The sequence below is a fragment of the Flavitalea antarctica genome (genome assembly GCF_054461535.1).
On sequence record NZ_JBTLQG010000015.1, the window covers coordinates 12,328 to 37,974 of the forward strand.

A 25,647-nucleotide genomic window follows, 5' to 3' on the forward strand; every position below is an offset into this window, starting at 1 on the left:
ACTTTCCAAATCTCTTCAAGTTCGCTTTTCAACATTTCTTCAAGTACTTTTTTTGCCCCCGACCCTCCTTATTACTCCAGGCTCAGCTGGTTTTCCATCTTTTCCACCAGTCATAATAGATTTCACGAGTCTTCCATTGCTATACAATTTGTAACCGATAGTGAATCGATGGATAGTGTAAGCGAAAATTATCGCTTAATCGAACTTCAACGAGTAAATTCTGAGATTGGATTGTACGACTTCTGGTGCTCGAACTTTCGGCTCCAAGAATAAGTAATTCATTGATATACAGATGATTGAGACGGTTTTGAGCAGACAGAGTCTTAGCGCTGGCTGCCTGAAATTGCATATCGTTGCAGCGGCGCTACCACATGTAAAAAATGCTGCCCGCAATAAGTGAATGGTTAAGAATATAGTGCTAGTGTCATACACCCTCAAGAGAACGACAGTTGGAACGAAGGAGGATGGGCCTGAGGCGGGCGGATTGGACACCTCCGATTCCTCCCGAACAGTCGGGACTGGCAATATCAACCTGGTCAGCGGGAGGAATCACAGTGGCCAATCCGCCCGCCTCAGGCCCATCCGGCGCCGTGAGGTACCAAGTGAACGCTCCCGCACGTGCGGGACAAAATCAACCCTTCACCAATCAGAATTAAAGCTTTTCAGCCTTCTCAAACCCCATGCTAACAATGGCTGACGAAACTATTTAACCCCCCCCGTTCACCACAATATCCTACCGCTCATCACAAATTCAGAAAACTTTTAAACCCACCACCAAAGCTAAACCGAGCCACCAGCTTGCATTCACGGCTTTACACATTAGTATACGATAAGCATTACCTTTTAAAAATAGGTACTCTGTGTTGCATAGTACTAAACTTTCTCCTATCTTTGATTTGTAAATGAAACAAAACGTATCACTATCAAACGGGTGAACGAGAAAAAATCAATCAAAAAAATCGTATGAACATTGAGAACACACAAAGCCAGATGCGGAAGGGAATACTGGAATTCTGCATTTTGTCGGTGATTCGCCGGGGAGAAGCTTACCCGAGTGATATCGTTGACGAGATGCGGGGCGCCAACCTGCAGATCCTTGAGGGAACCCTTTACCCACTTCTAACCCGATTGAAAAATGCCGATATGCTCACCTACAGATGGGTGGAAAGCAACTCGGGACCCCCAAGGAAATATTTTTCCCTGACACCAAAAGGCGAAGAGTTTTACAACGAACTGGCCGCCACCTGGTACGAACTTGCAAATGCAGTTAACGCCCTGACAAATAAAAGTGAATCCCTGCCATCCTCTGTAACACAACCAACGGAACCCGGAGAACCCAACTTCTAACTTCAACTGTCAAACAATACAAAATGAAAAAGGTCATCAACATAAACTTTCAAGGAAGAGTGATTCCGATCGAAGAAACTTCGTACGAAATACTCAAAGGCTATATTGAGAGTCTTCGCCGATATTTCGCTAACGAAGAAGGCATGAATGAAATCGTTAATGATATCGAGAGCCGGATCGCTGAACTCTTCTCTGAACAACTCAAAAAAGGTGCTGTCTGCATAACTGATGAACACATCAATGCAATCATTGCCAGCATGGGGAGACCAGAAGATTTTGATGCGGAGACCGGTGATTCAAATGCATCCTCGGCCAGGGGTGATTATCAGTACACAACCGGTTCTACGGCTACCGGGACAGCTTCAACCGGCACAGCGGGTCCAGGTTATGGAACTTCCGGTTCCGGCGGAACAGGTTATGGCAGCACCGGGTCTGCTAACTACGGTCGTTCCCGCGGAAGATTTGTGAGGAATGAAGACGATAAGATTATCGGTGGTGTTTGTAGTGGTCTGGCAAATTATTTCGGTATCGACCCGGTGATCATGCGGATCCTGTTTGTGGTGTTGATTGCTCCCTTGTTCTGGGTTTACATTCTCCTCTGGATCATCGTTCCATCCGAATCCATGCAAACAAATATTACCCGCAGGCTTTACAGGAATCCGGACGATAAGGTGATTGCTGGTGTCGCTTCGGGCCTCGCCGCTTATTTCAACATCGAAATCTGGATACCCCGGTTAATTTTCGCTTTACCGCTTGTACTGGGTATCATTTCAGGCACTTTCAACGCGATATGGTGGGATTGGGATTTTGTGCCACGTTTTGTTACCGGTTCATTGGGATCTACCCTGTTTGTTACCTATATCATTCTTTGGATCGCCGTTCCGGTTGCAACAACCGCAGCTGAAAAATTACAGATGCGTGGTGAAAGAGTCGATCTCAATTCAATCCGCGACACTGTGAAAAACGATATGGGGTCTTTTAAGAACAGGGCAGAAAAATGGGGTGAAGAAGTCAAGCAGACCGCTGAAAACCTCGGTGAGCGCGCAAGACAATTTGGACAGGAGTCAGGTACCTATGCTAAACGCTTTACCAGTGAAGCTGCCCCACTGGCCAGGAGAGCTGGGAGTGGTCTCGGACATGTGATCGGAGTGCTGTTCAAAGCGTTCTTTCTGTTCATCGCCGCAATAATAGCCCTTAGCCTGTTTGGTGTACTAGTAGGTGTTCTGTTTGGTGGATTCGCCATGTTTCCTTTGAAGAATTTCATACTTGATGGAACCTGGCAGAATATGCTCGCCTGGTCCACGCTGATATTTTTCCTGGGAGTGCCTGTGCTTGCACTGATCACCTGGCTGGTAAGACGTATCGTTGGTGCAAGATCAAAAAATCACTACCTCGGTTATGTATTCGGTAGTCTCTGGTTCATTGGTCTTGTTTCTGCCATCACACTTGCCGGAATGTTTGCACGGAACTTCAAAACAAGATCTGCGGTGGAAGCAGAGGTTCCGCTGAATCAGCCCAGCTCGGGCAAACTGATGATAGACGTGGCGCAAAACAATGTACGCTATTACAACGACGACTGGTTTGGCGTTGAGTGGGATGAGGATATGCCCTTCTACGGCACAAATCCCGACTCGATCATGATGAATACAGTAAGGGTAAACGTCGCAAAAAGCAAAGATTCATTATATCACCTGTATACCGTCAGATTCAGCCGTGGTAACAATACCGAGATAGCTAAAAACCTCGCCAGCCGTATCAACTTTGAAATTTCACAACGTGACAGCATGCTGCTGTTGCCGAAGGGCTTCTCAATCACTAAAAATGAAAAATTCCGCAACCAGCAGGTGCTCGTGGTGGTTGAGGTTCCGGTTGGAAAACGTATCGAACTTGATCGTAGCGTTAGTGATTACAACTGGTTTTCAGTGAACTTTAACCGCCGCCGCGGATTCAATATAGACTGGGATGACAGCTGGGATGATTCCTACGGCTGGAACACGGATACTGAATATGTGATGACAGAGAACGGTCTTGAATCAACCTCTGGTTTTCGAAGCCAACGTTCAGGTGGCGTACGGGTAAGGACCGACAAAAATGATAGCGGAGTTGAAATCCGGGTTGAACCAAAAGATGATAACAGGTATCGGTATCGCCGGGAGCCAGAGCGTGCGACTGATACAACAGTAAGTCAAAAGGTGACCACCGAAATCATGATACCTTATGCAGCGCTCTCAAATTTATTCTAAGATCGGTTGAAGTTGGAGTAAAGGGGTCCGATCCCCGGAAAGGGCCCCTTGTTTTAAAAGAGATAGATCCGCCTCACAAAAAGGCCGCGCATTCAGACAAAAAGTAAAATTAAACGTATGAAATCTTCACATTCTAAAAACGGCAGGTTTGCATCAACCATAAAAGATGTCAGGTTATTTTTTAGCACATGCTTGTCTATGCATATGCTTCCCGTGGTGTTTGCCCTGGTGTTGATTGTAATAGCTGACCGCAAAAGCAATTCCGGCACGGCAATATCCGAAACTCAGCAGGCTGTTGTAAATCAGGATGCATCGGTTCCATCAATAAAAAACTATGTATTGCTGAATCCTACAGATATGACACAGGTGGTTGCCATCTACAAAGCGAGCCGTTTAGTGATGAATGTTATCAGGTGATAAACATGTTAAGAATTATATCACGTGAGAAATGACCCCTGATCAATCCGCCAACATTTACCAGTCAGCCAGTGCCCCATTTACCTTTGAGTTTCCCCGGATAAAAGACTGAATCCCCGCATCGTTCGCCATTGCTTCCAGTATACCCCCGGCTCCCGGTTTCTCAGCAATATAAACAGACTTAAGGCCACTTACTGCCTCCAGCAGCAGTTCTTCCGCTTCCCCAACCACAACACCTTTGTAGCCGGTTTCATACAGTGAGAGATCATTCATCGTATCCCCTGCAACCAATATATTGCCCGGCGGCAGGTTGAGAAATCCAATCATTTTTGTAAGCGTTGACCCTTTGTTCACCCCCCGGGGAAGCACATCGATAAATTTTCCACCGGAAACGAGAACATCGCAGCCCAGGCTGGTCGCCAGATCGTTGAGGTGATCAAGATCAGTATGTTTGTCCAGAAAGTATGAGCAACGCCTGTTCTGTGGTACTTCCTGGTAGCGAAGCCCCCTGACTATTTTCAGTTTTTGCCTGACCGCTGTGGATCCGGGCCATTTCTTTTCAATTTGTGATTGCAAAGGTTGAATAGGCTCAAGTGTGTGGCCATTTAATACTGTAGAACCAACGTCGCAGATGATATAATCGGGGGTTGGTATTTCCGCGTCATGAAGTAGTGGTGTCACCGACCCGAGGCCACGGCCGGTTACAAAAATAAGTTTAAGTGCAGGGGTCTCCAGGATGAGCCGGTAAAGTTGTTGCTTATGAGCGTTTGTGCCGCCTAAAAACGTTCCATCAAGATCAGTAGCTAATAATAACATAATTAAAATGCCGGAAACCGGCTGGTTACGCAGATGCTTTACTTACAATTTCCTTGCTTTTTTGCGACCCGACACTAAGTCTTTCGCTCCCGCCTAAGCGCTGCATTAACCTATGTTTGTCCTTTTGATTAATTCGCAAAGGTAAACCCTATTGTCCGGCGAGCCAACCCGGTTACGTAAATTTAACTCTGGAAGCTTGTTGTAATGGAATGATAAGTCCTGTTGGTCAAAAAATGATTCCTGATGATCGGACGATACTGCCCTGATATTGAATGATAATTCCTGATGATTAAATTATGGGCCCTGATAATTGCATGAGGAGTCCGATAATTGAATGGTGAGTGCTGGTGACCGAATGATGGGCCCGGATATTTCATTGAAGAGTCCTGATTGCGGGTAGGAACAGTATTTACGCTTAATCCAAAGAAACCCATTCGGGCAACCGATGCATTAAGCTTATAAAGAATTCGGGTAACAGCTGTGTCAGTGTTACAAAAAAGGCAACTTATTCGCTGATTCTGTTACATTTGCAGGCACTTATCAGGCACTTAAAACAAATATTCCCGAGGATGAAAAACACTCCTTTTACCGAGAAACATATTGCACTGGGAGCAAAGATGGCAGAATTCGCAGGTTATAATATGCCGATTTCATACTCTGGCATAAACGATGAACATGCAGCTGTGCGTAAAAATGCCGGCATCTTCGATGTAAGTCATATGGGCGAATTTATATTGAAGGGCGAAAATGCGCTGGATCTTATCCAACGTGTTACTACTAATGATGCTTCTAAGCTTACGGCCGGAAAGGCCCAGTACAGCTGTCTCCCAAATAATACAGGCGGAATAGTTGATGACCTCCTGGTATATTGCCTAGAGGAAAACAAGTCTTATATGCTTGTTGTAAACGCATCAAACATTGAAAAGGACTGGAACTGGATCTCGTCATTCAACACCAAAAATGTTGAGATGCACAATATATCTGATAAGACCTGTCTCCTGGCAGTACAGGGGCCTGCGGCTACCAGGATCCTGCAGACGCTCACTGAGACAGATCTGATGAATCTGAAATATTACACGTTCACCAAAGGCGTATTTGCAGGAGTAAAAAATGTGCTTATCAGTGCCACCGGTTATACCGGGGCCGGTGGAGTCGAAATTTATTTCGAGGACAGTGATGGAGCTGCAGACAAAATATGGAATGCGATTTTCGAAGCAGGTTCGGCACAGGGATTAAAGCCTATCGGACTAGGTGCCCGGGATACCCTGCGATTGGAAATGGGATATTGTTTATATGGAAATGATATCGATGATACCACTTCGCCCTTAGAAGCGGGCCTCGGATGGATCACCAAATTTACCAAGGATTTCAACGCGAGGCCTTTGCTTGAAAAACAAAAAAACGAAGGTATAACCCGCAAACTGGTAGGGTTTGAGATGATTGATAAGGGTATACCCCGACATCATTATACTATTTGTGATGCCGGTGGTACTGAAATCGGGTACGTAACTTCGGGAACACAGGCTCCCTCATTGCAAAAAGCAATCGGAATGGGTTATGTGGCTCTTGATCATTCAGCTTTAGATAATGAGATCTATATTAAAGTCAGGGATAAACTACTGAAGGCAAAAATTGTAAAATTTCCTTTTATCTGACACAATAAAATATAATTTTACGGAAACTGTTATGAGCTGATGCAGGCTTGATTTTTGATTAATTTCTGCCTGATAAATTGTCTTCACCCGATGCCCAATATCCATCTTACCACCTTTATAGCAGCCCCGCTTGAGCGGGTTTTCGACCTCTCCAGAAGTATTGATCTTCATAAAAAATCAATGGCAAAAACCGGGGAGCAGGCGGTGTCTGGCACAACAATGGGTTTGATAGGTGCAGGTGAAACTGTCACCTGGAAGGCAAAGCACCTTATGAAAACGAGGATCATGAAAATCAAAGTTTCTGAAATGAACCGACCGTTGTCGTTTGTAGATGAAATGGTAGAAGGTGATTTCAAGTCGTTCAGGCATCAACATCACTTCAAGCAAATAGATAATGGTATCTTTATGATTGATATCGTTGACTTCGAATCGCCATATGGAAAACTCGGAAGAGTTCTAAACTCAATATACCTTACGAAATATCTACGTACCCTGCTGGAAAGCCGTAATGAATTTATCAGGAACTTTGCGGAATCCAACAAATGGAAAGACCTCCTGAACAAGTAGGTTTTTTAACGAACCGGCTGCCTGCCATTGAAAGCCAGCCCGCGTATTTATGATACGACCGGATCTACGTTTATGCCATGACGTTAGTTAACCTGAGCTTGTAAACCCTGAGATACAGTTACATTAAATTTATGAATCAAAACAATTCAAAGCCTACATTATATACTTGTTTATCGCCAGCCCTGCTTCATTTGTATGATCTGAATAATTCCGTTGTCGTTATCATTGATGTGTTGAGGGCAACGTCAACCATTGCAACTGCACTGTTTAATGGCGCAAAGGCTGTGATCCCGGTCGACAGTGTTGCAAAATGCATGGAATTCGGTAGAAAGATTGCCTGTATTACCGCCGGTGAGCGTGATGGCATGATCGCAGAAGGGCTTCAATATGGTAATTCACCTTTTGAATATTCAAAGGATTTTATCAACGCCAAAACTTTGGTGTTAACCACCACTAATGGCACCAAGTTACTGCATATGGCCCTGGAACGCGGCGCGGGCCAGATTGTAACAGGATCCTTTCCAAATCTTTCAGCAGTCTGTGATTACTTATTGAGCCGTCATCAGAATGTTGTACTGGGCTGTGCGGCCTGGAAGGATCGTGTTAATATTGAGGACATGCTTTTCGCGGGAGCTGTGATCGAGCGTGTGAAACATCATTTCGCTATCAATTGTGATTCTTCAAAAATCGCCGAATCTGTTTATAAGGTGGCACAGCCAGACCTCTTCGAATTCATGAAAGAGAAGGAAGCTTCCCATTATCTGCGGCTGATGGGTTATGAACTGGAAAATGATATTCGTTACTGTCTTACGAATGATGTGGCTAACGTGTTACCATTTTACCAGGAAGGTAAACTGGTGATCCATAGAAAATAAACTGTCGTGATGGAGTAATTAACCTATTTATCATGGATTCATTTCTGGATAAAGTATACTGGGGGAATACGGTACAATCTTACCTCATCGCACTAGCCGGCATATTTATTACCTGGGCAATTATTCGTTTATTGCGCAGGGTGGTACTAACGCGGGTAGCGGCCTGGATATCAAAAACAAATACAAACTATGATGATATCCTGCTAAGCGTTCTGCAGAAACATGTATTGCCTTATTTATACCTTCTCATCAACTACCAGATAATTCAACAACTTTATCTTAAGCCGCGGGTAGAGAAGATCCTTTTGGTTGCCATGGCTGTAATTACGACTTATTTTATCGTAAGGCTCATCAACCATGCAATACAGCTTGCAGTGAACGACTTCATGCGCCGGCGGGACGAAAGCGCCGAGCGTATCCGCCAGTTAACAGGAGTATTGACAGTTGTTAAAGCTTTAATCTGGATTGTAGGTTTGATCGCGCTGCTCGGCAATCTTGGATATGATGTGCGCACTTTTATTGCTGGTCTTGGCGTTGGGGGAATAGCCATTGCCCTTGCTGCACAGACGGTACTCGTTGATCTTTTCAGCTACTTTGTAATTTTCTTTGATAAACCATTCGAGATTGGCGACTATGTTACAACTCCGACTGCATCAGGTGTTGTTGAACAGATCGGGATAAAAACCACAAGGCTGAGGAGTCTCGATGGCGAACAACTCGTGATGTCAAATACTGATCTTACCAAATCAACAATCCGCAACTATAAGCGTCTTGAAAAAAGAAGGTCCGTTTTTACAATACAGGTCGTTTATTCAACAAGCACAGATCTGCTGAAACAAATACCCACTATGATCAAAGATATTGTTAGCGCTCATGAGTTAACAACTTTCGACAGGGCACATCTTTCAAGCCTGGGCAATTCAAGTATAAACTTTGAAGTAGTGTTCATAGTAGATTCCGCAGAATATGGCAAGTTTATGGACACACAACAATCCGTGCTGTTGAAAATAATGGAAGCTTTTCAGGCTCGTGGAATCGAATTTGCATATCCAACACAAACACTCGTCATCAAAAACTTACCGGAAGAAAGCCGTGAGGGAACTGAATCGGGAGAAGATAAAGTCGAATTCGGTAAGCACTGACAGGAATCGTTGAAAATCAACGAGGATAATACAAAAGATACTTAAATTTCAGAGGGTTATAGCTTAAAAATTTTTGCTTTTTGCAAATTTGGCGTATTATTGTGCAGGAATAAGGCTGATAAGATACCCGATTCTCTCAAGCTCATCAGTTTTTTCTTACGGGTAAAATTTCAATTCATTAAGATTTTCATTAAGATTATTTCACCGACTAAGATTGGTTGTTTGGATCAAGTGTTAAACTCTCAAGTTTTTTTATGTACGACATTCTGCAATTGAACGACATGCTCGTTCCTGAGCTGCTGGATATAGCCGAGCAGTTAAAAGTCACCAATTCAAAGAAATTAGATAAACAGGAGTTAATCTATAAAATATTGGATAAACAGGCAGTTAATTCAAGTGCAGAAAAGCCTGCTGCCGGTGAAGAAAAAGGAAAACGCAAGCGAGTCGTGAAAACAAGCACTTCGAATGCTACAGAAGAAGCAATTGTCGAGAGTGATCACGAAGATAAAGCCGCAAAAGAGGTAAGAAAAGAAGCTCCCAAAAAGAGAAGTGCAGCCCCACCTGCTGCTGCTGCGAGCGCTGCACCACCTGAAAAAAACAATCGCGCACCACAACCCATAGTTAAAAAAGGGAAACGGAAATCGGACGATGAGCAGGAAGAGAACGAACAATTATCTGTTCAGACCGATAATAATGATTCAAACTTTTCCGGCAATATCCAGGAAGAAGTGATAAATCCGGCCAAAGCTGTTGCTCAGCCGCCTGTTTCAGAGCAAGGGCAAAATCCAAATAGCAATGGTAATACAAACGGTAACACAAACGGAAATGTAAACACAAGTGAAGCGCAGCGTCCTTACCCACCGCGCAGAGAGCCGAATTTCAACATCGAATTTGATGGCGTTATCAATGCCGAAGGTGTATTGGAAATGATGCCCGATGGTTATGGCTTCCTGAGGAGTAGTGATTACAATTACCTTAGCTCACCTGATGATATTTATGTATCACCATCGCAGATAAAACTTTTCGGTCTGAAAACCGGTGACACAGTTTACGGAGCAGTAAGACCTCCGAAAGAAGGTGAAAAATATTTTGCACTTCTCAAAGTTGAAACAATAAATGGTAAAAGTCCCGAAGATGTTCGTGACCGCGTGCCATTCGATTATCTGACACCGCTTTTCCCATACGAGAAGTTGAATCTATTCACAACCCCCAATAGCTACAGCACGCGCATCATGGATCTTTTTACCCCGATTGGTAAGGGTCAGCGTGGTCTTATCGTTGCCCAGCCCAAAACAGGTAAAACCGTGCTTCTTAAAGAAGTAGCCAATGCAATTGCTGCCAATCACCCTGAATGCTACCTTATCGTTGTTCTTGTAGATGAAAGACCTGAAGAAGTTACCGATATGGAACGGAGCGTAAAAGCCGAAGTTATTGCTTCAACCTTTGATGAACCCGCAGAAAAACATGTTAAAGTATCTACCATCGCGCTTTCAAAAGCAAAAAGACTTGTAGAATGCGGACACGATGTAATTATCCTTCTTGATTCTATCACACGTCTTGCACGTGCACATAATACAGTTGCCCCTTCTTCAGGTAAAGTATTGTCCGGTGGTGTTGAAGCCAACGCAATGCAGAAACCGAAGCAGTTTTTTGGTGCTGCAAGAAAAATAGAAAATGGGGGATCACTCACCATACTTGCTACCGCCCTGATTGATACAGGATCAAAAATGGATGAAGTCATTTTTGAAGAGTTCAAAGGAACAGGCAACATGGAACTTCAGCTGGACAGAAGACTTGCCAATCGCCGGGTATTCCCTGCTATTGACCTGGTCGCTTCCTCAACAAGACGTGATGACCTTCTTCTTGAGAAGGATGTGCTTCAACGCATGAATCTGCTCAGGGTCTATTTGAATGATATGAACACTGAAGAAGCAATGCATGAGTTACTGCGCCGTATGCGTGGAACTAAAAGTAATGAGGAGTTTTTAGCTTCCATGAATGGATGACAAGGAGTGGAGAATGATGAGTTATGCGTTATGAGTTAGTGTTGAATTAGTGTTGAGTTAGATGATTCAGTGCATAACTGGCAAAATATAAGTTATAAATAAGGAAAGCTGCCTGGGTAAGGCAGCTTTCCTTATTTATGAGAAACTACTTTTTTTATGATGCTTGAAGTTAATCATTTGATTGTTAAACCCTTCAAACGTTCTTTCCTCCACTGGCCCATCAGTTGTTTCGCAACTGCCGGGTCGGGCATCTCGTAGATATAAAATGTTGTAGTGGGTAAATGATATCTCCAGATCACAGGCACTTTAGTACCCCCATTCCCGGTTTCCTGGAAACCCAATAATATCAGGTTTTCATTATCTATCCAGGATCCGTCTTCTATTGAGCTGCCGGGGCCCAGGAAAACAAGCCGGGTCTTCGCATTTTTTTTGACGTTTACGAGGCTTACTTCTGTGTCAGGCCCGGATTCAATACCGATCCGCTGTCCGTTTTTATCTTTTTCTATCGCAAGATTGTAGCTGTCCAGGTCAATAAACATTGAGCTGTCAGGCGAGTACTTGAGGAATGGTTTGTAAGTCTCGTAATAGTTAGCGGGTGGTTCGAATGGAGTGATATACAAAGAGTCTTCTTTCCAACTGTTCATCATCCGGAATTTGCTCCAGTCAAAACCTGGAACCTTTGATTTGGCAAAAGTCGAAAAGCCAGATTGGTTAAAGAGGGCGATGGTCTCGTTTGATAACACTGTATCTATGTTTTCATTCGCAACCGAATCTACCACTGCTGTTTCCGGAGGTGCTTTTTGATCAGGCTTATCCTGGCAGCTGGCAAATATTAAAGCGGTGATAAGTATTAAACCAGGGTAGTTTTTCATGGTAGACTTTTACAATTATCCTTTGACTAAAGCAGGCACGCAAAATCCTTACGATCGATGTGGTCATTTATGAACCCGCACAATGAATGGTTCTTCCGGAGGAACTTTACTTTCCAAGAATAGCATCAATTTTCTTCGACAACTTATGGTCCTTTTCTGTCACCGTATTTCCTGCGTCATGCGTTGAAAGGCGAATCTCTACCTTGTTGTATGTATTCGTCCAGGTTGGATGATGATTCATTTTTTCTGCTTCCAGTGCAACTCTCGTCATAAAAGCAAAGGCTTCTGAGAAGTTACTGAAATCGAAAGTTTGATTCAGCGAGTTATTTTCTTCCTTCCACATAAGAACAAATTGATAAGGTTAAAAAATCAGATTCCCTTTATGTTTCATTGTGCCAGGAAATAACTCAACAACCAACCTCACACAGCTCAGATCAGTTATCATTTCCATGAGGTTGTTAAGGAATTCATCGGTTACAATATCACCCTTCATGAGCCAGATAAAGTCCAGCTTTTTCATATCAGGCAGCAGGTATTCACCTTTGAAGTGATTATTGTATAAATAGTGTGCCAGTGAACTATAGTGTTCACGGCATTCTGACACCGTGAAGTAGAAGATGGTATCCAGGTTCTTCTTTTTGAGCGGTATAGTGATATCAGGGTTGTTACGAAAATCAAACCGAAGTTCATTATTAAGGTGCCAGCAGAGTTGGTAATCACTCACCGGAGCCACCAATCCTAATAAACGGGTATCTTCAAAAAAATTTTCTGTAAGATCCCCCATATCGAGTTTGTGCTTCGACATAAGGCAGGACGAAATATTTATGTTGCGCTAAAATACAACATCTACTTCCAATACTTCTTCGCCTCTTTTAGCTTTAACTTTTGCTTTGTCGCCTTTCTTGAATTTGGAAAGTGCCTGCATATAAGATTCCATGGACGATGTATTGAATTCGCCAAGCTGGAGGATAATGTCCCCGCTCAGGATGCCGGCTTTTTTTGCGGGCCTGTCGTCACTTACGCCATCAACACGGATCCCTGTTCCGCTAAATGTATAATCCGGCATGATACCAAGTGAAACGGTCCACCTTGCCGAAGTGCCGGTTTGCTGCTCACGTGTTTTGGTAAATGCGAGCCTGCCTTTTCCGCCTGCTGTTTCAAGCACCTTCACTATATATTGCAGGATAAACAATTCCCCGTTATAATTGATTTTATCAGCATCGTCGGATGGCTTGTGATAATCAGCGTGAAGACCTGTGAACAGGAAAAGCACCGGCATGTCTTTTCTGTAAAATGAACTATGATCGCTGGGACCCGTCCCGCTGGAGTCATACCTGATCTTGAGGTATTTGGGATTATTGCTTTTTAGAATGCCATCCCAGGCAGGCGAAGTACCATATCCGCCAACCGTCAGGGTCTTTGAACTATCATTGAGGCGGCCCACCATATCCATATTGACCATGAAATTGATTGTTTTCAGGTCGACAGTAGGATGTTCCGTAAAGTACTTGGAACCGTTCAATCCTAGTTCCTCGGCCGAGAATGCAATGAACAGGTAGTTATTAGCCTTCCCCTTCGATTTCTTTAACAGCTTGCCCAATTCAATGAGTGCAGCGGTGCCGCTTGCATTGTCGTCAGCACCGTTATGGATAAGTTTTTCCGATGACTTCGCCAGCATGGAGTTATTGTCTTCCCCATAGCCGATATGATCGAAATGGGCACCTATCACTATTGTTGCGGGGGCCCCGTTATCGATGAATCCTATAACATTGGTGCCGGTGCGAACTTTGTTGCGGATCTCGCTTTTAAGTTGCAGATCATAAGTGGCATCTTCGTCCTTGAAATATTGAAGCTTAGCGGGCCTGGAGAGGTAAAAAACAGGAATTGCACTGGTATCTGACCGGTCTTTCGCGTCAAAGCTGAGTCCGTCTTTTAGATCAGAATTGTTATAAAGAATAAGTGCCGTTGCGCCTTTTTGTGAAGCATTTTCTGCCCGGGTTCGAATCTCATTTCCGAGGTCGTAATGCGGGTTGTCTTTGTTTTTCTCCAGTATGTCCGCAATATCAATGAACCAGGGTACCCCGCTTTCGAGTAAGGCCATTTCTACCGCAGCGTTGGCGGTTTTATTCGGGCTGAAAGCCAGGGGGAAATATTCGCTGTTGAGTTTAAGATCATTGCCGTTTACGATAAAATGCGTGGCCGGAGTAATTTCCTTGCCATCGTAAATGCTGAAGTTCTGGAACCAGCTGCTATCTCCTTTCGGGATCAACCCGGCTTTTCCAAACTGGCTGCTAATATATTCCATGGCCAGTTTTTCACCCTTAGTGCCCGCTCTTCTCCCTTCCAGTTTATCGTCGGCGAGGTAAGTAATGTGCGTTTTCAGGCTGGAAACAATGGCTTTATCAGCCCGGTTAAGCTTCTGAGCTAAAGCCGGGGAGGTTAGAAGGCAAGCAAGAACTATGGAACAACAGCTCCGGGTCATATAGTATTTTTTTATTTTTTGCTGCTTACAGTCAGCAAATCGTTGAGTGGGTGCAAAGGTACATTTGGCAAAGGCTATACCAATTGTTTAATACAGAAATCTGTTTTTCCGGCAGGTTTCCTCGGTTTTTTTCCTTTACTTTTGCCAATTGGCCTTGTCTGATCCGTTAGCCGGGACGGGCCGCACCGGGAGTGAAAACTGATTGACCAGGACGATGTTCAGTTGTCAATGACCGGAATTAAACCATTAAAATTAAAGTCGCTTGGCCTTACCCCATCTAATTAAGTATGTATATACGAATGGTACTGATGAAGTGATCCGAAGAGGCAAAAAGATACATGCTATCGGTTATGTTGAACTTGTGGATTATGATGAGCTGCTGGATTCTGTAACCTTCCGGGTAAAAGACGATAGTTATTCTACTTACTATAAGGTGAACATCCAAAAGTTCAAGGACCCGAAAACACTGTCTCTGCGCTGTGCTTGTCCCTATAACCTTGGCGATATCTGCCGTCACGAAGCCGCTGCCCTGATACAACTCCAGGAAATGCTGGACAGGAACCAGCTAAAAGCCGAAAAAATCGAATATGACCAGAGGCATACGGTCATTAAGATGAAGTTCATCGATCACAAATCAATACGGCTGCTTTGTTCTCCTGAATCTTATCTTGCCGCGGAGGAGTTTCTTACAAAAAGCAAAGCGGTTATTGAATCTGCCAAAGACGAAGTGGTAAAGGCGGCCGTTGAGCTGGACGGCGTTACCTATAAGGTCGTGATCCGGAAAAATGAAGAACGAAACTTCGACACAAGTTGTGAATACCCCGATACCCAGCACCCGCTGTGTTTGCCTAAAGTAATCGTGTTCCTGCAGCTGCTGAAGATGTATGGCAGTTATTATTTCGATACTATCAGAAACTGGGATAAGGAGAAAAACAAACTGTTGGAGATGTATGGGTTTTCACTGGATGATGACCTGACCGGGAAGTTTGAATTTACCTACAAGGAAGGAAAGCCTTTTTTGCGCCTGCTGGACACCAGCATCAAAAGAATATCCCCGCAGGATGCGGGTCGCGCCAAGCCCCGCGAAAATCCTATGCCTTATGGCATGATTCCCGAAGTGGAAGCGCCGGTAACAGAAAAGGCCGAAGATCCCGCACAAAGGCTGGGAATCGTTTTTAATTTCAATCACCCCTCATACCCCGGCTTTACAATCGATGCTGTAACCGGTGAATCAAACGACGCTATCAGTGCCTACGTCGGTAAAGTTGAAAAGCTTGATCTTGCCAAGTTCGTCAACATCGATCTGTACAATGAGAACGATAAGCAGCTGATCGCTCCCCTGCGCAAAATGCAGGAGTCCGAGATCACCAAATACCTCAACCGCAATTCACCCTTCAGCGGCATGTGGGAAAATATCATTCATCATGAGGAAGATGATTTGCCGGAGGAAACCAAAGCATTGATGGTGGAATATCTCCATCCAAAACTGAAGAAACTTTTTATAGACATAGCTGCCAGTCCGTTTGTTTTTCAACTCGGTGAAAAGAAAGCATTCCGGACCGACAATCTTAAATCAATCGGAATCGTAACCGACCTTATCTCACCCTACTTCAGGATTGAACAGCACGGCAAGGATTACCAGATTGAATGTTGGGTGAAGCTCAGCGGGCAACATGTCCAGATCACGCAGAATGAGCTCAACAGCAGTGTTCTCTTTTTCTACAATGAAAACCTTTACCTCTGGGAAAAACCGGAAGACGTTATGCTGGTCGACAGGTTCCTGGCTAAAGGAAAGATGACGATCACGAAAGCCGCCTGGCCCGAACAGATGCGCACATTTATTCTTCCGTTAACCAAACAATATAACGTTGAGTTTGCACCGGCTCTTATCAGTGAAGTGAAGGATGGTGATCCCGAGAAACGTATACTATTGCAGGAAAAAGGCGATTACCTGGTTTTCCAGCCGCTCTTTTCTTACAAAGGCTTTGAGACGAGGCCTGGAGGAAAGGATGAACTCATTATTCCAGACGGCGAGCGGGTACTTGCTGTTCATCGCGACCGCGATAAAGAAAACGTGTTCCTTCAGAAGCTGGAGGCTCTGCATTCAAACTTTATCCGCCCGGATGGAGCTGAGCAGCTTGCCCTGAAGGGCACAGATGTGCTGAAGAACAACTGGTTCTTTCTCTTCATAGATGCTATGAAAGACCTGAAAGTGCCGGTCTATGGCTTCGAGGCATTGAAAAATTTCAGGTTTAATACCGCTAAACCACAGACTAAAATTCATATCAGCAGTAATACCGATTGGTTTGATGCAAGAGTGGATATCGTGTTTGGCGATCAGAAGGTGACCATTGCTGATGTAAAAAAAGCACTTGCGAACCGCCAGCAATTTGTTCAATTGAACGATGGCACCCTGGGTATTCTGCCTGAAGAATGGATCAAGAAATATTCTTTGTTGTTCCGTGTCGGCGAGGGTAAGCAGAACCAGCTTCGCCTGTCGAAATATCACATGAGTGTGATCGATGAGTTATACGACAACCGCAGTGAAGAGGAACTTGTTATCAAGCTGGAAGAAAAATATGAGACGCTCCGGAATTTTAATAAGATTGCCGAGATCCCGGTGCCTGAACACCTTAAAAACATTCTCAGGCCATACCAGGAACATGGATTTTATTGGCTGAACTATCTGCAGGATATCGGCTGGGGCGGGATCCTGGCTGACGACATGGGTTTGGGTAAAACGGTACAAACCCTTTCTTACATGCATTATTACCTGAAGAAAAACGGTAAGCTCAATGCCATGGTGGTTTGTCCCACCACCCTGATGTTTAACTGGGAAAATGAAATAAAAAAGTTTGCGCCTGAAATAAAATACCTGATCCATCATGGCGGGGAAAGAACCAGGGACAAGAACCTGTTTTTAAATACAAACATCGTGATCACCACTTATGGCACACTGCGGAGTGACATAAAGATGATCGTGGAAGTGCCCTTCGATTATGTTATCCTGGATGAATCACAGGCTATAAAAAATCCGGCGAGCAAGGTGACCAAAGCAGCCTGCCTGCTTAATACCCGCAACAGGCTTTGTTTAAGCGGTACCCCATTGCAGAACAACACCTTTGATATTTTCGCACAGATGAATTTTTTGAACCCGGGTATGCTCGGTAGTATTGAATTTTTCCGCCAGGAATTTTCTATACCGATCGATAAGTTTGGCGAACCTGACCGTAAGGATCACCTGCGCAAACTGCTTTATCCCTTTATATTAAGACGCACAAAAGAGCAGGTAGCAAAGGACCTGCCCGAAAAAGTTGAAACGATTCTTTTCTGTGAAATGGATGATGAACAGCGGAATATATATGATGCCTACAGGAATGATTTCAGGGATAAGATTCTTGGAACGATAGAACAGCAGGGCATACAGCGTTCACAGCTGACCATTCTGCAGGGTCTGATGAAACTTCGCCAGATCTGTGATTCACCTGCAATACTGAACGAACAGGAGAAGTTCCCAAATCATTCTATCAAACTCGAGGAGATCGGACGTGAGCTTACGGAAAATATGGGCAACCATAAAGCGCTGATCTTTTCGCAGTTCCTGGGAATGCTTGCGCTTATCCGCACGAAGCTGACCGAGTTGGGAGTGGACTATGAATATTTCGACGGCAGTACCACGGCTGTTGACCGCGAAAAAGCCATCCAGCGATTCCAGAATGATGAAAATTGCCGGGTGTTTCTTATCTCGCTAAAAGCAGGAGGCGTCGGTCTGAACTTAACAGCAGCGGACTATGTTTACATTGTTGACCCATGGTGGAACCCTGCTGTTGAACAACAGGCAATCGACAGGACACACCGTATTGGCCAAACGAAGAATATTTTTGCATACCGCATGATTTGCAAAGACACCATCGAAGATAAAATCCTTCAGCTGCAGGAAAGGAAGCGCCTGCTCGCGCGGGATTTGATTACAGATGATGAAGGATTTGTAAAGAGTCTTACACGGGCAGATGTTGAATACCTGTTCAGTTAAAGCTCCTTACCTGTTTATGACAACCTGATTTACGTATATTCGCCTCACACTGACTCACTAATAAATCAAATATCCATTTTCAGCGATGATATTGATCGTAGATGACAAAAAAGAAAATATCTTCTCACTGAAAAGCCTTTTGGAGCTTCACAACTTTAGTGTTGATACCGCGATGTCAGGTGAAGAGGCGCTAAAAAAAATTCTCAAATCTGCGTATCACCTCATCATCCTTGATGTGCAGATGCCGGGTATGGATGGATTTGAAGTAGCTGAAGCAATATCCGGTCATAGTAAAACGAGGGATATACCGATCATTTTCCTTTCTGCTGTAAATACAGAAAAAAAGTTCATAACCAAAGGATATACCTCAGGGGGAATCGATTATATCACCAAACCATTTGATCCCGACCTGATGCTCTTGAAAGTGAAAAGCTTTTACCGGTTATCGGAACAGGCCCGGGAACTCAATGAGACACATCGTGCACTGAAGCTGGAAAATGATTTCCGGAAAGAAGCGGAGAGCAAGTTATCACAGAATGTCGAGGAGCTCAGATCGATACTTGAATCTATTCCCCAGATAGCATTTACCACAAATGCAAAGGGTGAGGTGGAATTTGTTAACGAACATTGGTTCAACTACACATCAACCAAAGACATATTCCCGCAGGCCGATCCAAATGGCCTGACTGTGGATTTTTGCCTGCAGAAAGCAATCAGGACCGGGGAGCAACTCCAGTTTGAGATCAGCATAAAACCCCTTGACAGCAATCATTACCGTCATCACGTGCTGACCATGACACCGGTTAAAAATGAAAAGACAGTTTCCAAATGGGTAGGAGTTTTCACTGATATTCATGAACAGCGAATGGCAAACCAGCTACTCGAACAGCGGGTGCTGCAAAGAACCTGGGAACTCCAAAAAATTAATTTTGAACTCGAAACGAGCAATCATGACCTCCAGCAATACGCCTCTATAGCCTCCCATGATCTTAAGGAGCCGCTGAGAAAGATCCAGGTGTTCAGCCGGATGATTAGAGATAAACATTTGCATGAAAACAAAGAAGCACTTTCTTATCTTAATCGCATCATCCTCTCCTCAGAAAGAATGACAAGTCTTATCAATGATCTGTTGAGTTACTCAGGTTTGTCTGATGGTGGTAGGTTTGCACTCACAGATCTGAATGTAATTGTCAATGAAATACTTTCAGATCTGGAACTGCTGGTAAAAGAAAAAAATGCAAAGATAATTGTAGGTGACCTCGGAGAAATTGAAGTGATACCAAGCCTGGTCAGGCAGGTCTTTCAGAATATAATCAGCAATGCGCTGAAATTCTCAAAGAAAGATGTGCCGCCTGTGATAAACGTGGCCGCTGAAAAAGTTGATTCAAAATCTTTTGATGCGCCTGCAAATGCCAGTGGTAAATATTGCCGCATCACTATTACAGATAACGGGATCGGCTTTGATGAAATTTATCTCGATAAGATTTTCACGATCTTCCAGAGACTAAATTCGAAGGAAGATTATGAAGGCACCGGGATAGGGCTTGCGATCGTAAAGAAGATAGTCGACAAACATAACGGGATTATCACTGCGAGAAGTAAAGAAGATAGCGGAGCCACGTTTATAATAGTGCTGCCAACCAGCCAGGGAAATGGTTTCTGAGAATCGAAAGCCACAAACATCATAGTTAAATTTATTTGAATGAGATCCACTTTCAAAGGTAATCTGATCATCAGCTTTAGCTTGTCATTACTCCTGCTTATCATCAGTTCGGTCGCATCCTACTTCAGTATTATTAACCTGTTGAAAAGTTCCGAGGAAGTGGATAAGACCAGTGAAACGATCATCAACCTTGAGAACGTGATATCTGCTTTGAAAGATGCGGAGACAGGCCAGCGGGGTTATCTCCTTACAGGGGATACAAGATTCCTGGAGCCGTACCAGGGAACGCATGAAAGAGCGCTTGCAGCACAAAAAAAAGTAAGGAACGCTGCAACAACAAATACACAACGTGCGGATGCTGATTCCCTGAAAAGCCTGATAGATACCAGGATAGCGGCGCTTCAGCAGTTGATTGATATGAAGAGACAGAATTTCACGATTGTCGCAGCTGATCTTGAAAAGGGAAAACGTTACATGGATCAGATAAGAATGGAAGTTGCCAACATGCAATTACAGGAGCGGGAGTTATTGAGGCAACGGACCTCTGAACTGAACAAATACTCAGGCTTTACCCCAGTACTTATAGTGGTAGCGGCCATCTTATCGCTGCTGATTACGATTTTTTCTTTTGTGCGCGTAAGTAACGATTTTAATAAAAAGGCCGTTTTGCGACAGGAACTGGAGGCGAGGGATGCGGCCATACGGCGGCGAATAAATCTTACCAGTGAGATTGCGGCCAAAATATCTGCGGGTGACTATTCTGCCCGGGCAGTTGAGGACGATGGAGATGACCTGGGAGAGCTATCCGCAGCACTTAACAAAATGGCCGTTTCCCTTGAATCTTCATTCAACGAATTGTCTGAAAAGGAATGGTTGCAGGCAGGAATCGCGGGTTTGAATGAGAAAATGCTGGGGGAAAAAGACATTCACGAGCTGGCAAAAGCTATCGTTGACGAGGTGGCAGTTTATTCATCAAGCCAGATAGCGGCGCTGTATGTTAAGCAAGCTGACAATCGATTAGATCTGGTAAATGGATATTCCTTACCGGGAAACAAGATCAGGCCAACCGTGAACCTCGGTGAAGGCCTGGTGGGGCAGTCAGCTTTGAATGGAAAGGTCCTCATCTTGTCTGAACTTGCTGAAGAGAATGTTATTATAAACATTGCACCTGGCGAAGTTAAACCCAAAGCCGTGGTGGCAATACCCCTGTTTTTCGAGGGTTCGGTGAAAGGCGTACTGGAGCTCGCTTCCGTTAATGGTTATAGTAACAGAGAATTAAAATACCTGGAAGCTGTTTCTGTAAGTGCAGGTACAGTGATCAATACTGCTCAGAGCCGTTCGAGACTGCAGGAGTTATTGGAAGAGACGCAGTCGCAGGCAGAAGAACTACAGGCACAGCACCGTGAGCTCGAGAACATGAATGGTGAGTTGGAGATGCAATCCGAAAAACTCCAGGCTTCCGAAGAAGAGCTGAAGGTTCAGCAGGAAGAGTTGTTACAGGCAAACCAGGAGCTTGAGGAAAGGACAAGATTACTCGAAGAGAGGAACGAACTTATTGTTGAGCGCAACCTGGAGATCCAGCAAAAGGCAGAGGAGCTTGCAGTGAGCACAAAATACAAGTCAGAGTTTCTTGCTAATATGTCGCACGAACTCCGTACGCCACTTAATTCAATATTGCTCCTTTCGAGATTATTATCGGAGAATAATGAAAAAAATCTTTCGAATGACCAGGTCGAATATGCCAGGGTCATTCAAAGCTCAGGCAACGGCCTGCTGTCATTGATAGATGAGATTCTTGATCTTTCGAAGATCGAGTCAGGTAAAATGGAACTGGAATATCGCGAAGTGCCGGTGCAGGAGATCATTCATGATCTTAACTCGATCTTTATGCCCGTGGCCGCAGAAAAACGCCTGGAGTTTACTATCGAAAAGGACCCATCAGTACCTGAAACGCTCGAAACAGATAAACTAAGACTTGAACAGGTCCTCAGGAACTTTATTTCTAACGCGCTAAAATTCACCACCGAGGGTTTTGTCAAACTCATCATTAAAAAGCCTTCGGAAAAACGGGGATTCCTTCAGTTTACGGTAAAAGACACGGGTATTGGTGTCCCGCTTGATAAACAACAGTTGATCTTTGAAGCTTTTCAGCAGGCAGATGGTTCAACCAGGCGGAAATACGGCGGCACGGGGCTCGGCCTTTCCATCAGCCGGGAACTTTCACGTTTACTGAACAGCGAGATCAAACTGGAAAGTGTGGTCGACAAGGGCAGTGAGTTCACCATTTATGTACCACTGGCGAAAATTACTCCACCGGAGAGCAAAGAAAACCCAGTATCGCCAGACCGGGGATCAGAGCAGTCATCGACGGAAGAAAATGTTTCTTCAAGACCGGCCCCCGAACAGAATATTTATCTCAGCCCTGTTATTCCCCAGGATGTGCCCGATGACAGGGAGAATATCAATGAGGGTGACCGGGTCATCCTCATAATAGAAGATGATACCAATTTTGCAAAATCATTGCTGGATTTCACAAGAAAGAAACAGTATAAAGGTATTGTGACAGTAAGAGGCGATCTGGGGCTACGGCTGGCCCTGCAATATCAACCGGTGGGTATTCTGCTGGATCTGCAACTGCCGGTTAAAAGTGGTTGGGAAGTTATGAACGAACTGAAATCAAATCCTGCGACCCGGCACATACCTGTGCATATGATGTCTAGTTACGAAGTCAAAAACAAAAGTATTTCATCGGGAGCCATTGATTTTATAAATAAACCGGTTGCCTTTGAACAGATCCAGGATATATTCAGAAGGATTGAGCATGTACTCAATAATGAATCGAAAAAAGTATTGATCGTTGAAGAGAATCCCATGCATGCAAAAGCGCTGGCATTTTACCTGGAAACATTCAATATAAATTCAGAGATACAAAATAGTGTCCATGACGGGATCAAATCACTGAGTAAGGAAAAGGTTGATTGCGTGATCCTTGATATGGGAATTCCGGATCAGAAATCTTACGAAACCCTGGAGGAGGTTAAGAAAACTCCCGGCCTTGAAAATATACCGATAATCATTTTTACAGGTAAAAGCCTTTCGAAAGCCGAAGAATTCAAAATAAAGCAATACGCAGATTCTATCGTGATCAAAACCGCCCATTCTTATCAACGCATACTTGACGAGGTTTCGTTATTCATGCACCTGGTGGAAGAAAATAACAAGTCGGAAGCAACGCCGGGAAAGTATAAAAAACTCGGGGCATTAAACGAGGTGTTGAAGGGAAAGTCTGTGCTGATAGCTGATGACGATGTCAGAAATATCTTTTCACTTACCAAAGCTCTTGAAGGATATGGTATGAATGTAATTTCTGCAATTGATGGCAAGGAAGCATTTAAGCAGCTTAATGATAACCCTTCAACCGACATCGTGTTAATGGATATGATGATGCCTGAGATGGACGGTTATGAAACCATACGTCGTATAAGAGAAAACCGCAAGTACAAAAACCTAGCGATAATCGCTGTTACAGCTAAAGCAATGACGGGTGATCGTGAGAAATGTATCAACGCCGGGGCTTCAGATTATATCACAAAACCGGTAGATATAGACCAGCTACTCTCCCTGTTGCGGGTGTGGTTATACGACAACTATTCAAAATCAAATTAAGTATTCAAACAGGGAGATAGATATATGCAAACCTCAGTAAGCAAAGTGCTGATAGTTGACGACGATAACAGGAATATCTTTGCCTTGTCTGCCGTGCTGCGTGCAAAAGGCTACCATTGCCTTTCTGCACTGAATGTAAGAGATGCTGTTGAACTCGTAAAGACCGATTCTGGCATAGGAATTATATTGATTGACATGATGATGCCGGATATGGATGGTTACGAAGCTATTCCGAGATTAAAAAACCTGGAAAGAGGAGAGACTATTCCCATCATCGCTGTAACGGCGCAGGCAATGGTTGGCGATCGCGAAAGATGCCTGGCAGCAGGTGCGGATGGATATGTTGCCAAACCTGTTGACGTAGATGCGTTGTTGAAATTGTTGAAGCAATATGTTGGATAAATTTTCCTTGCACAGCGGAAGGAAATGAATTGAGCTCAGCTACTTTAAATTTTGTGAATGGAGAGACATATAGTCACAGATAATGATGTAGATGTTTTGCTCGGCGATTTGCTGGACCTTTATGGCTATGATTTCACTGAATACTCACGCGCTTCACTCAAGCGAAGGATCAACAGGCTGTTCGTGCTGGACCGGTTTCCCAGTGTTGCCGAATTCAGATACCGGCTGATCTCTGACCATGATTACCTGCGCAGGATGGTCGAAGAAATTACGGTGAACGTTACGGAAATGTTCCGCGATCCGTTATTCTATCGTGCGATCCGCGAAAATGTGCTTCCCGTGCTGGCGACCCACCCCTTCATAAGAATCTGGCATGCCGGATGTTCAACCGGCGAAGAAGTTTATTCGATGGCCATTATGCTAAAAGAAGCAAACCTTTTACAAAAGTCATTGTTATACGCTACTGATATCAATCCCCAGGTGCTGGAAAAACTACGTAACGGAATTTTTCCATTAAGTCAGATGAAACAATATTCTGAAAATTATATAGCCTCCGGGGGAAAGGGAGATTTTTCCGATTATTATACTGCAAAATACGATCATGCCAAATTTGATGAAAGCCTTAGTCGTAAAATGATTTCGTCCACACATAATCTTGTGTCCGACAGATCTTTCAATGAATTCCAGCTTATCATGTGCAGGAACGTTATGATATATTTTGAGAAGGAACTCCAGGATAAGACACTAACCCTGTTTGATGAAAGCCTGGAAAAGTTTGGATTTCTTGCCCTGGGCTCCAAGGAAAACATCAAGTTTTCAGTAATCGCGCCGAAGTATCTTCAACTTGAAAATAAGGAAAAGATATGGCGCAAGATTATCTGAGCAATACTTATCAGCTGGTTGTGATAGGCGGTTCTGCCGGCAGCCTTGATGTAATTCTTAAAATTTTGCGCCAATTGACACCTGGCAGCACTTTAGCCATCATCATCGTTATGCACAGGAAGAACACTTATGACTTTTCTTTGTCAGATCTGCTTGCCACTAAAACAGATTGGTTGGTACATGAAGCCGAAGAGAAGCAGTCTTTGAAAAATGATCATATTTACCTGGCCCCGGCCGACTATCATCTGCTGATAGAGAAAGATCACAAACTTTCCCTGGACGTTTCAGAGAAAGTTCATTACAGCCGGCCGAGTATTGATGTAACTTTTGAGTCAGCCGCAGACGTTTACCAGGCAAAAATGGCAGCCATCCTTTTATCGGGGGCCAATGATGACGGCGTGGAAGGTTTAAAAAAAGTAAAATCATACGGAGGGCTTGTAATTGTCCAGGACCCCAAAACGGCCGCAGTTGCTTATATGCCAAAACAGGCTGTTGATAAAGTAGATGTCGATTTTATCCTCACACCTGAAGAGCTTGGACCACTGATCAATCAGCTTGGCTCTCCGAAGCGCTGACCGT

The 25,647-nt window shown here is 44.1% G+C and carries 19 protein-coding genes; 14 read left to right on the plus strand and 5 right to left on the minus strand.

Annotated elements, in window-relative coordinates:
- Positions 1–963 precede the first annotated feature (963 nt).
- The 3 genes from ACX0G7_RS14775 to ACX0G7_RS14785 all read left to right on the plus strand — a co-directional run bounded on the left by ACX0G7_RS14775 (position 964) and on the right by ACX0G7_RS14785 (position 4,007).
- A complete protein-coding gene (locus ACX0G7_RS14775) occupies positions 964–1,347 on the plus strand; it encodes a PadR family transcriptional regulator (RefSeq protein WP_458924266.1) in 384 nt (127 codons plus the stop codon).
- A gap of 23 nt (positions 1,348–1,370) precedes the next feature.
- Positions 1,371–3,590 (plus strand): PspC domain-containing protein, encoded by a 2,220-nt coding sequence (locus tag ACX0G7_RS14780; RefSeq protein ID WP_458924267.1) that lies wholly within the window; start codon positions 1,371–1,373, stop codon positions 3,588–3,590.
- Positions 3,591–3,707: 117 nt separating this feature from the next.
- Entirely contained in the window at positions 3,708–4,007 is a 300-nt protein-coding gene (locus ACX0G7_RS14785; protein WP_458924268.1) for a hypothetical protein, read from the plus strand.
- 57 nt (positions 4,008–4,064) lie between these two features.
- On the opposite strand, the gene ACX0G7_RS14790 is transcribed toward ACX0G7_RS14785, so the two are convergent.
- Complete coding sequence (locus ACX0G7_RS14790; protein WP_458924269.1) at positions 4,065–4,823, minus strand: HAD family hydrolase; 759 nt, start codon at positions 4,821–4,823, stop codon at positions 4,065–4,067.
- Positions 4,824–5,392: 569 nt separating this feature from the next.
- On the opposite strand from ACX0G7_RS14790, the gene gcvT reads away from it, so the two are divergent.
- From gcvT to rho, 5 genes are all read left to right on the plus strand, one after another.
- Positions 5,393–6,478 carry a glycine cleavage system aminomethyltransferase GcvT gene (gcvT, locus tag ACX0G7_RS14795; protein WP_458924270.1) on the plus strand — a complete coding sequence of 362 codons (1,086 nt, stop codon included), beginning with the start codon at positions 5,393–5,395 and terminating at the stop codon, positions 6,476–6,478.
- 90 nt (positions 6,479–6,568) lie between these two features.
- The gene (locus ACX0G7_RS14800; protein WP_458924271.1) at positions 6,569–7,045 is read left to right on the plus strand and encodes an SRPBCC family protein; all 477 of its coding nucleotides are present in this window, start codon (positions 6,569–6,571) and stop codon (positions 7,043–7,045) included.
- A 131-nt stretch (positions 7,046–7,176) separates the two neighbouring features.
- Positions 7,177–7,920 (plus strand): 2-phosphosulfolactate phosphatase, encoded by a 744-nt coding sequence (locus ACX0G7_RS14805; RefSeq protein WP_458924272.1) that lies wholly within the window; start codon positions 7,177–7,179, stop codon positions 7,918–7,920.
- Positions 7,921–7,952: 32 nt separating this feature from the next.
- On the plus strand, positions 7,953–9,062 hold the full coding sequence (locus ACX0G7_RS14810) for a mechanosensitive ion channel family protein (RefSeq protein ID WP_458924273.1): 1,110 nt from the start codon (positions 7,953–7,955) through the stop codon (positions 9,060–9,062).
- 254 nt (positions 9,063–9,316) lie between these two features.
- Positions 9,317–11,068, plus strand: coding sequence for a transcription termination factor Rho (gene rho / locus ACX0G7_RS14815; RefSeq protein WP_458924274.1), 1,752 nt, complete (start codon positions 9,317–9,319; stop codon positions 11,066–11,068).
- A 173-nt stretch (positions 11,069–11,241) separates the two neighbouring features.
- Here rho and ACX0G7_RS14820 read toward each other — a convergent pair whose 3' ends face one another.
- The 4 genes from ACX0G7_RS14820 to ACX0G7_RS14835 all read right to left on the minus strand — a co-directional run bounded on the left by ACX0G7_RS14820 (position 11,242) and on the right by ACX0G7_RS14835 (position 14,422).
- Entirely contained in the window at positions 11,242–11,940 is a 699-nt protein-coding gene (locus ACX0G7_RS14820) for a hypothetical protein (RefSeq protein WP_458924275.1), read from the minus strand.
- A 106-nt stretch (positions 11,941–12,046) separates the two neighbouring features.
- Positions 12,047–12,283, minus strand: a complete 237-nt coding sequence (locus tag ACX0G7_RS14825) for a 4a-hydroxytetrahydrobiopterin dehydratase (protein ID WP_458924276.1) — start codon at positions 12,281–12,283, stop codon at positions 12,047–12,049.
- Positions 12,284–12,301: 18 nt separating this feature from the next.
- Complete coding sequence (locus ACX0G7_RS14830) at positions 12,302–12,745, minus strand: IPExxxVDY family protein (protein WP_458924277.1); 444 nt, start codon at positions 12,743–12,745, stop codon at positions 12,302–12,304.
- 27 nt (positions 12,746–12,772) lie between these two features.
- Positions 12,773–14,422 carry a M28 family peptidase gene (locus ACX0G7_RS14835; protein ID WP_458924278.1) on the minus strand — a complete coding sequence of 550 codons (1,650 nt, stop codon included), beginning with the start codon at positions 14,420–14,422 and terminating at the stop codon, positions 12,773–12,775.
- A gap of 262 nt (positions 14,423–14,684) precedes the next feature.
- Between ACX0G7_RS14835 and ACX0G7_RS14840 the strand changes: the two genes are divergently transcribed.
- From ACX0G7_RS14840 to ACX0G7_RS14865, 6 genes are all read left to right on the plus strand, one after another.
- Positions 14,685–18,455 (plus strand): DEAD/DEAH box helicase, encoded by a 3,771-nt coding sequence (locus ACX0G7_RS14840; RefSeq protein WP_458924279.1) that lies wholly within the window; start codon positions 14,685–14,687, stop codon positions 18,453–18,455.
- 85 nt (positions 18,456–18,540) lie between these two features.
- Positions 18,541–20,118 (plus strand): hybrid sensor histidine kinase/response regulator, encoded by a 1,578-nt coding sequence (locus ACX0G7_RS14845; RefSeq protein WP_458924280.1) that lies wholly within the window; start codon positions 18,541–18,543, stop codon positions 20,116–20,118.
- Positions 20,119–20,157: 39 nt separating this feature from the next.
- Positions 20,158–23,784, plus strand: coding sequence for a response regulator (locus ACX0G7_RS14850; RefSeq protein WP_458924281.1), 3,627 nt, complete (start codon positions 20,158–20,160; stop codon positions 23,782–23,784).
- A gap of 24 nt (positions 23,785–23,808) precedes the next feature.
- The gene (locus ACX0G7_RS14855) at positions 23,809–24,186 is read left to right on the plus strand and encodes a response regulator (protein WP_458924282.1); all 378 of its coding nucleotides are present in this window, start codon (positions 23,809–23,811) and stop codon (positions 24,184–24,186) included.
- A 57-nt stretch (positions 24,187–24,243) separates the two neighbouring features.
- Positions 24,244–25,068: a CheR family methyltransferase gene (locus tag ACX0G7_RS14860; protein WP_458924283.1), complete on the plus strand. Its 825-nt coding sequence runs from the start codon at positions 24,244–24,246 to the stop codon at positions 25,066–25,068.
- On the plus strand, positions 25,050–25,643 hold the full coding sequence (locus ACX0G7_RS14865) for a chemotaxis protein CheB (RefSeq protein WP_458924284.1): 594 nt from the start codon (positions 25,050–25,052) through the stop codon (positions 25,641–25,643). The genes ACX0G7_RS14860 and ACX0G7_RS14865 overlap by 19 nt, the downstream gene beginning before the upstream one ends.
- The last annotated feature ends 4 nt before the right edge of the window (positions 25,644–25,647 follow it).

Excerpts from the sequence above, each read along its gene's own strand:
- ACX0G7_RS14835 (WP_458924278.1), bottom strand. The coding sequence starts at position 14,422 with ATGACCCGGAGCTGTTGTTCCATAGTTCTTGCTTGCCTTCTAACCTCC.
- ACX0G7_RS14805 (WP_458924272.1), top strand. The coding sequence starts at position 7,177 with ATGAATCAAAACAATTCAAAGCCTACATTATATACTTGTTTATCGCCA.
- rho (WP_458924274.1), top strand. The coding sequence starts at position 9,317 with ATGTACGACATTCTGCAATTGAACGACATGCTCGTTCCTGAGCTGCTG.
- ACX0G7_RS14780 (WP_458924267.1), top strand. The coding sequence starts at position 1,371 with ATGAAAAAGGTCATCAACATAAACTTTCAAGGAAGAGTGATTCCGATC.
- ACX0G7_RS14800 (WP_458924271.1), top strand. The coding sequence starts at position 6,569 with ATGCCCAATATCCATCTTACCACCTTTATAGCAGCCCCGCTTGAGCGG.
- ACX0G7_RS14830 (WP_458924277.1), bottom strand. The coding sequence starts at position 12,745 with ATGTCGAAGCACAAACTCGATATGGGGGATCTTACAGAAAATTTTTTT.
- ACX0G7_RS14810 (WP_458924273.1), top strand. The coding sequence starts at position 7,953 with ATGGATTCATTTCTGGATAAAGTATACTGGGGGAATACGGTACAATCT.
- ACX0G7_RS14850 (WP_458924281.1), top strand. The coding sequence starts at position 20,158 with ATGAGATCCACTTTCAAAGGTAATCTGATCATCAGCTTTAGCTTGTCA.
- ACX0G7_RS14820 (WP_458924275.1), bottom strand. The coding sequence starts at position 11,940 with ATGAAAAACTACCCTGGTTTAATACTTATCACCGCTTTAATATTTGCC.
- ACX0G7_RS14845 (WP_458924280.1), top strand. The coding sequence starts at position 18,541 with ATGATATTGATCGTAGATGACAAAAAAGAAAATATCTTCTCACTGAAA.
- ACX0G7_RS14860 (WP_458924283.1), top strand. The coding sequence starts at position 24,244 with ATGGAGAGACATATAGTCACAGATAATGATGTAGATGTTTTGCTCGGC.
- ACX0G7_RS14775 (WP_458924266.1), top strand. The coding sequence starts at position 964 with ATGAACATTGAGAACACACAAAGCCAGATGCGGAAGGGAATACTGGAA.
- ACX0G7_RS14790 (WP_458924269.1), bottom strand. The coding sequence starts at position 4,823 with ATGTTATTATTAGCTACTGATCTTGATGGAACGTTTTTAGGCGGCACA.
- ACX0G7_RS14865 (WP_458924284.1), top strand. The coding sequence starts at position 25,050 with ATGGCGCAAGATTATCTGAGCAATACTTATCAGCTGGTTGTGATAGGC.
- ACX0G7_RS14785 (WP_458924268.1), top strand. The coding sequence starts at position 3,708 with ATGAAATCTTCACATTCTAAAAACGGCAGGTTTGCATCAACCATAAAA.
- gcvT (WP_458924270.1), top strand. The coding sequence starts at position 5,393 with ATGAAAAACACTCCTTTTACCGAGAAACATATTGCACTGGGAGCAAAG.
- ACX0G7_RS14825 (WP_458924276.1), bottom strand. The coding sequence starts at position 12,283 with ATGTGGAAGGAAGAAAATAACTCGCTGAATCAAACTTTCGATTTCAGT.
- ACX0G7_RS14855 (WP_458924282.1), top strand. The coding sequence starts at position 23,809 with ATGCAAACCTCAGTAAGCAAAGTGCTGATAGTTGACGACGATAACAGG.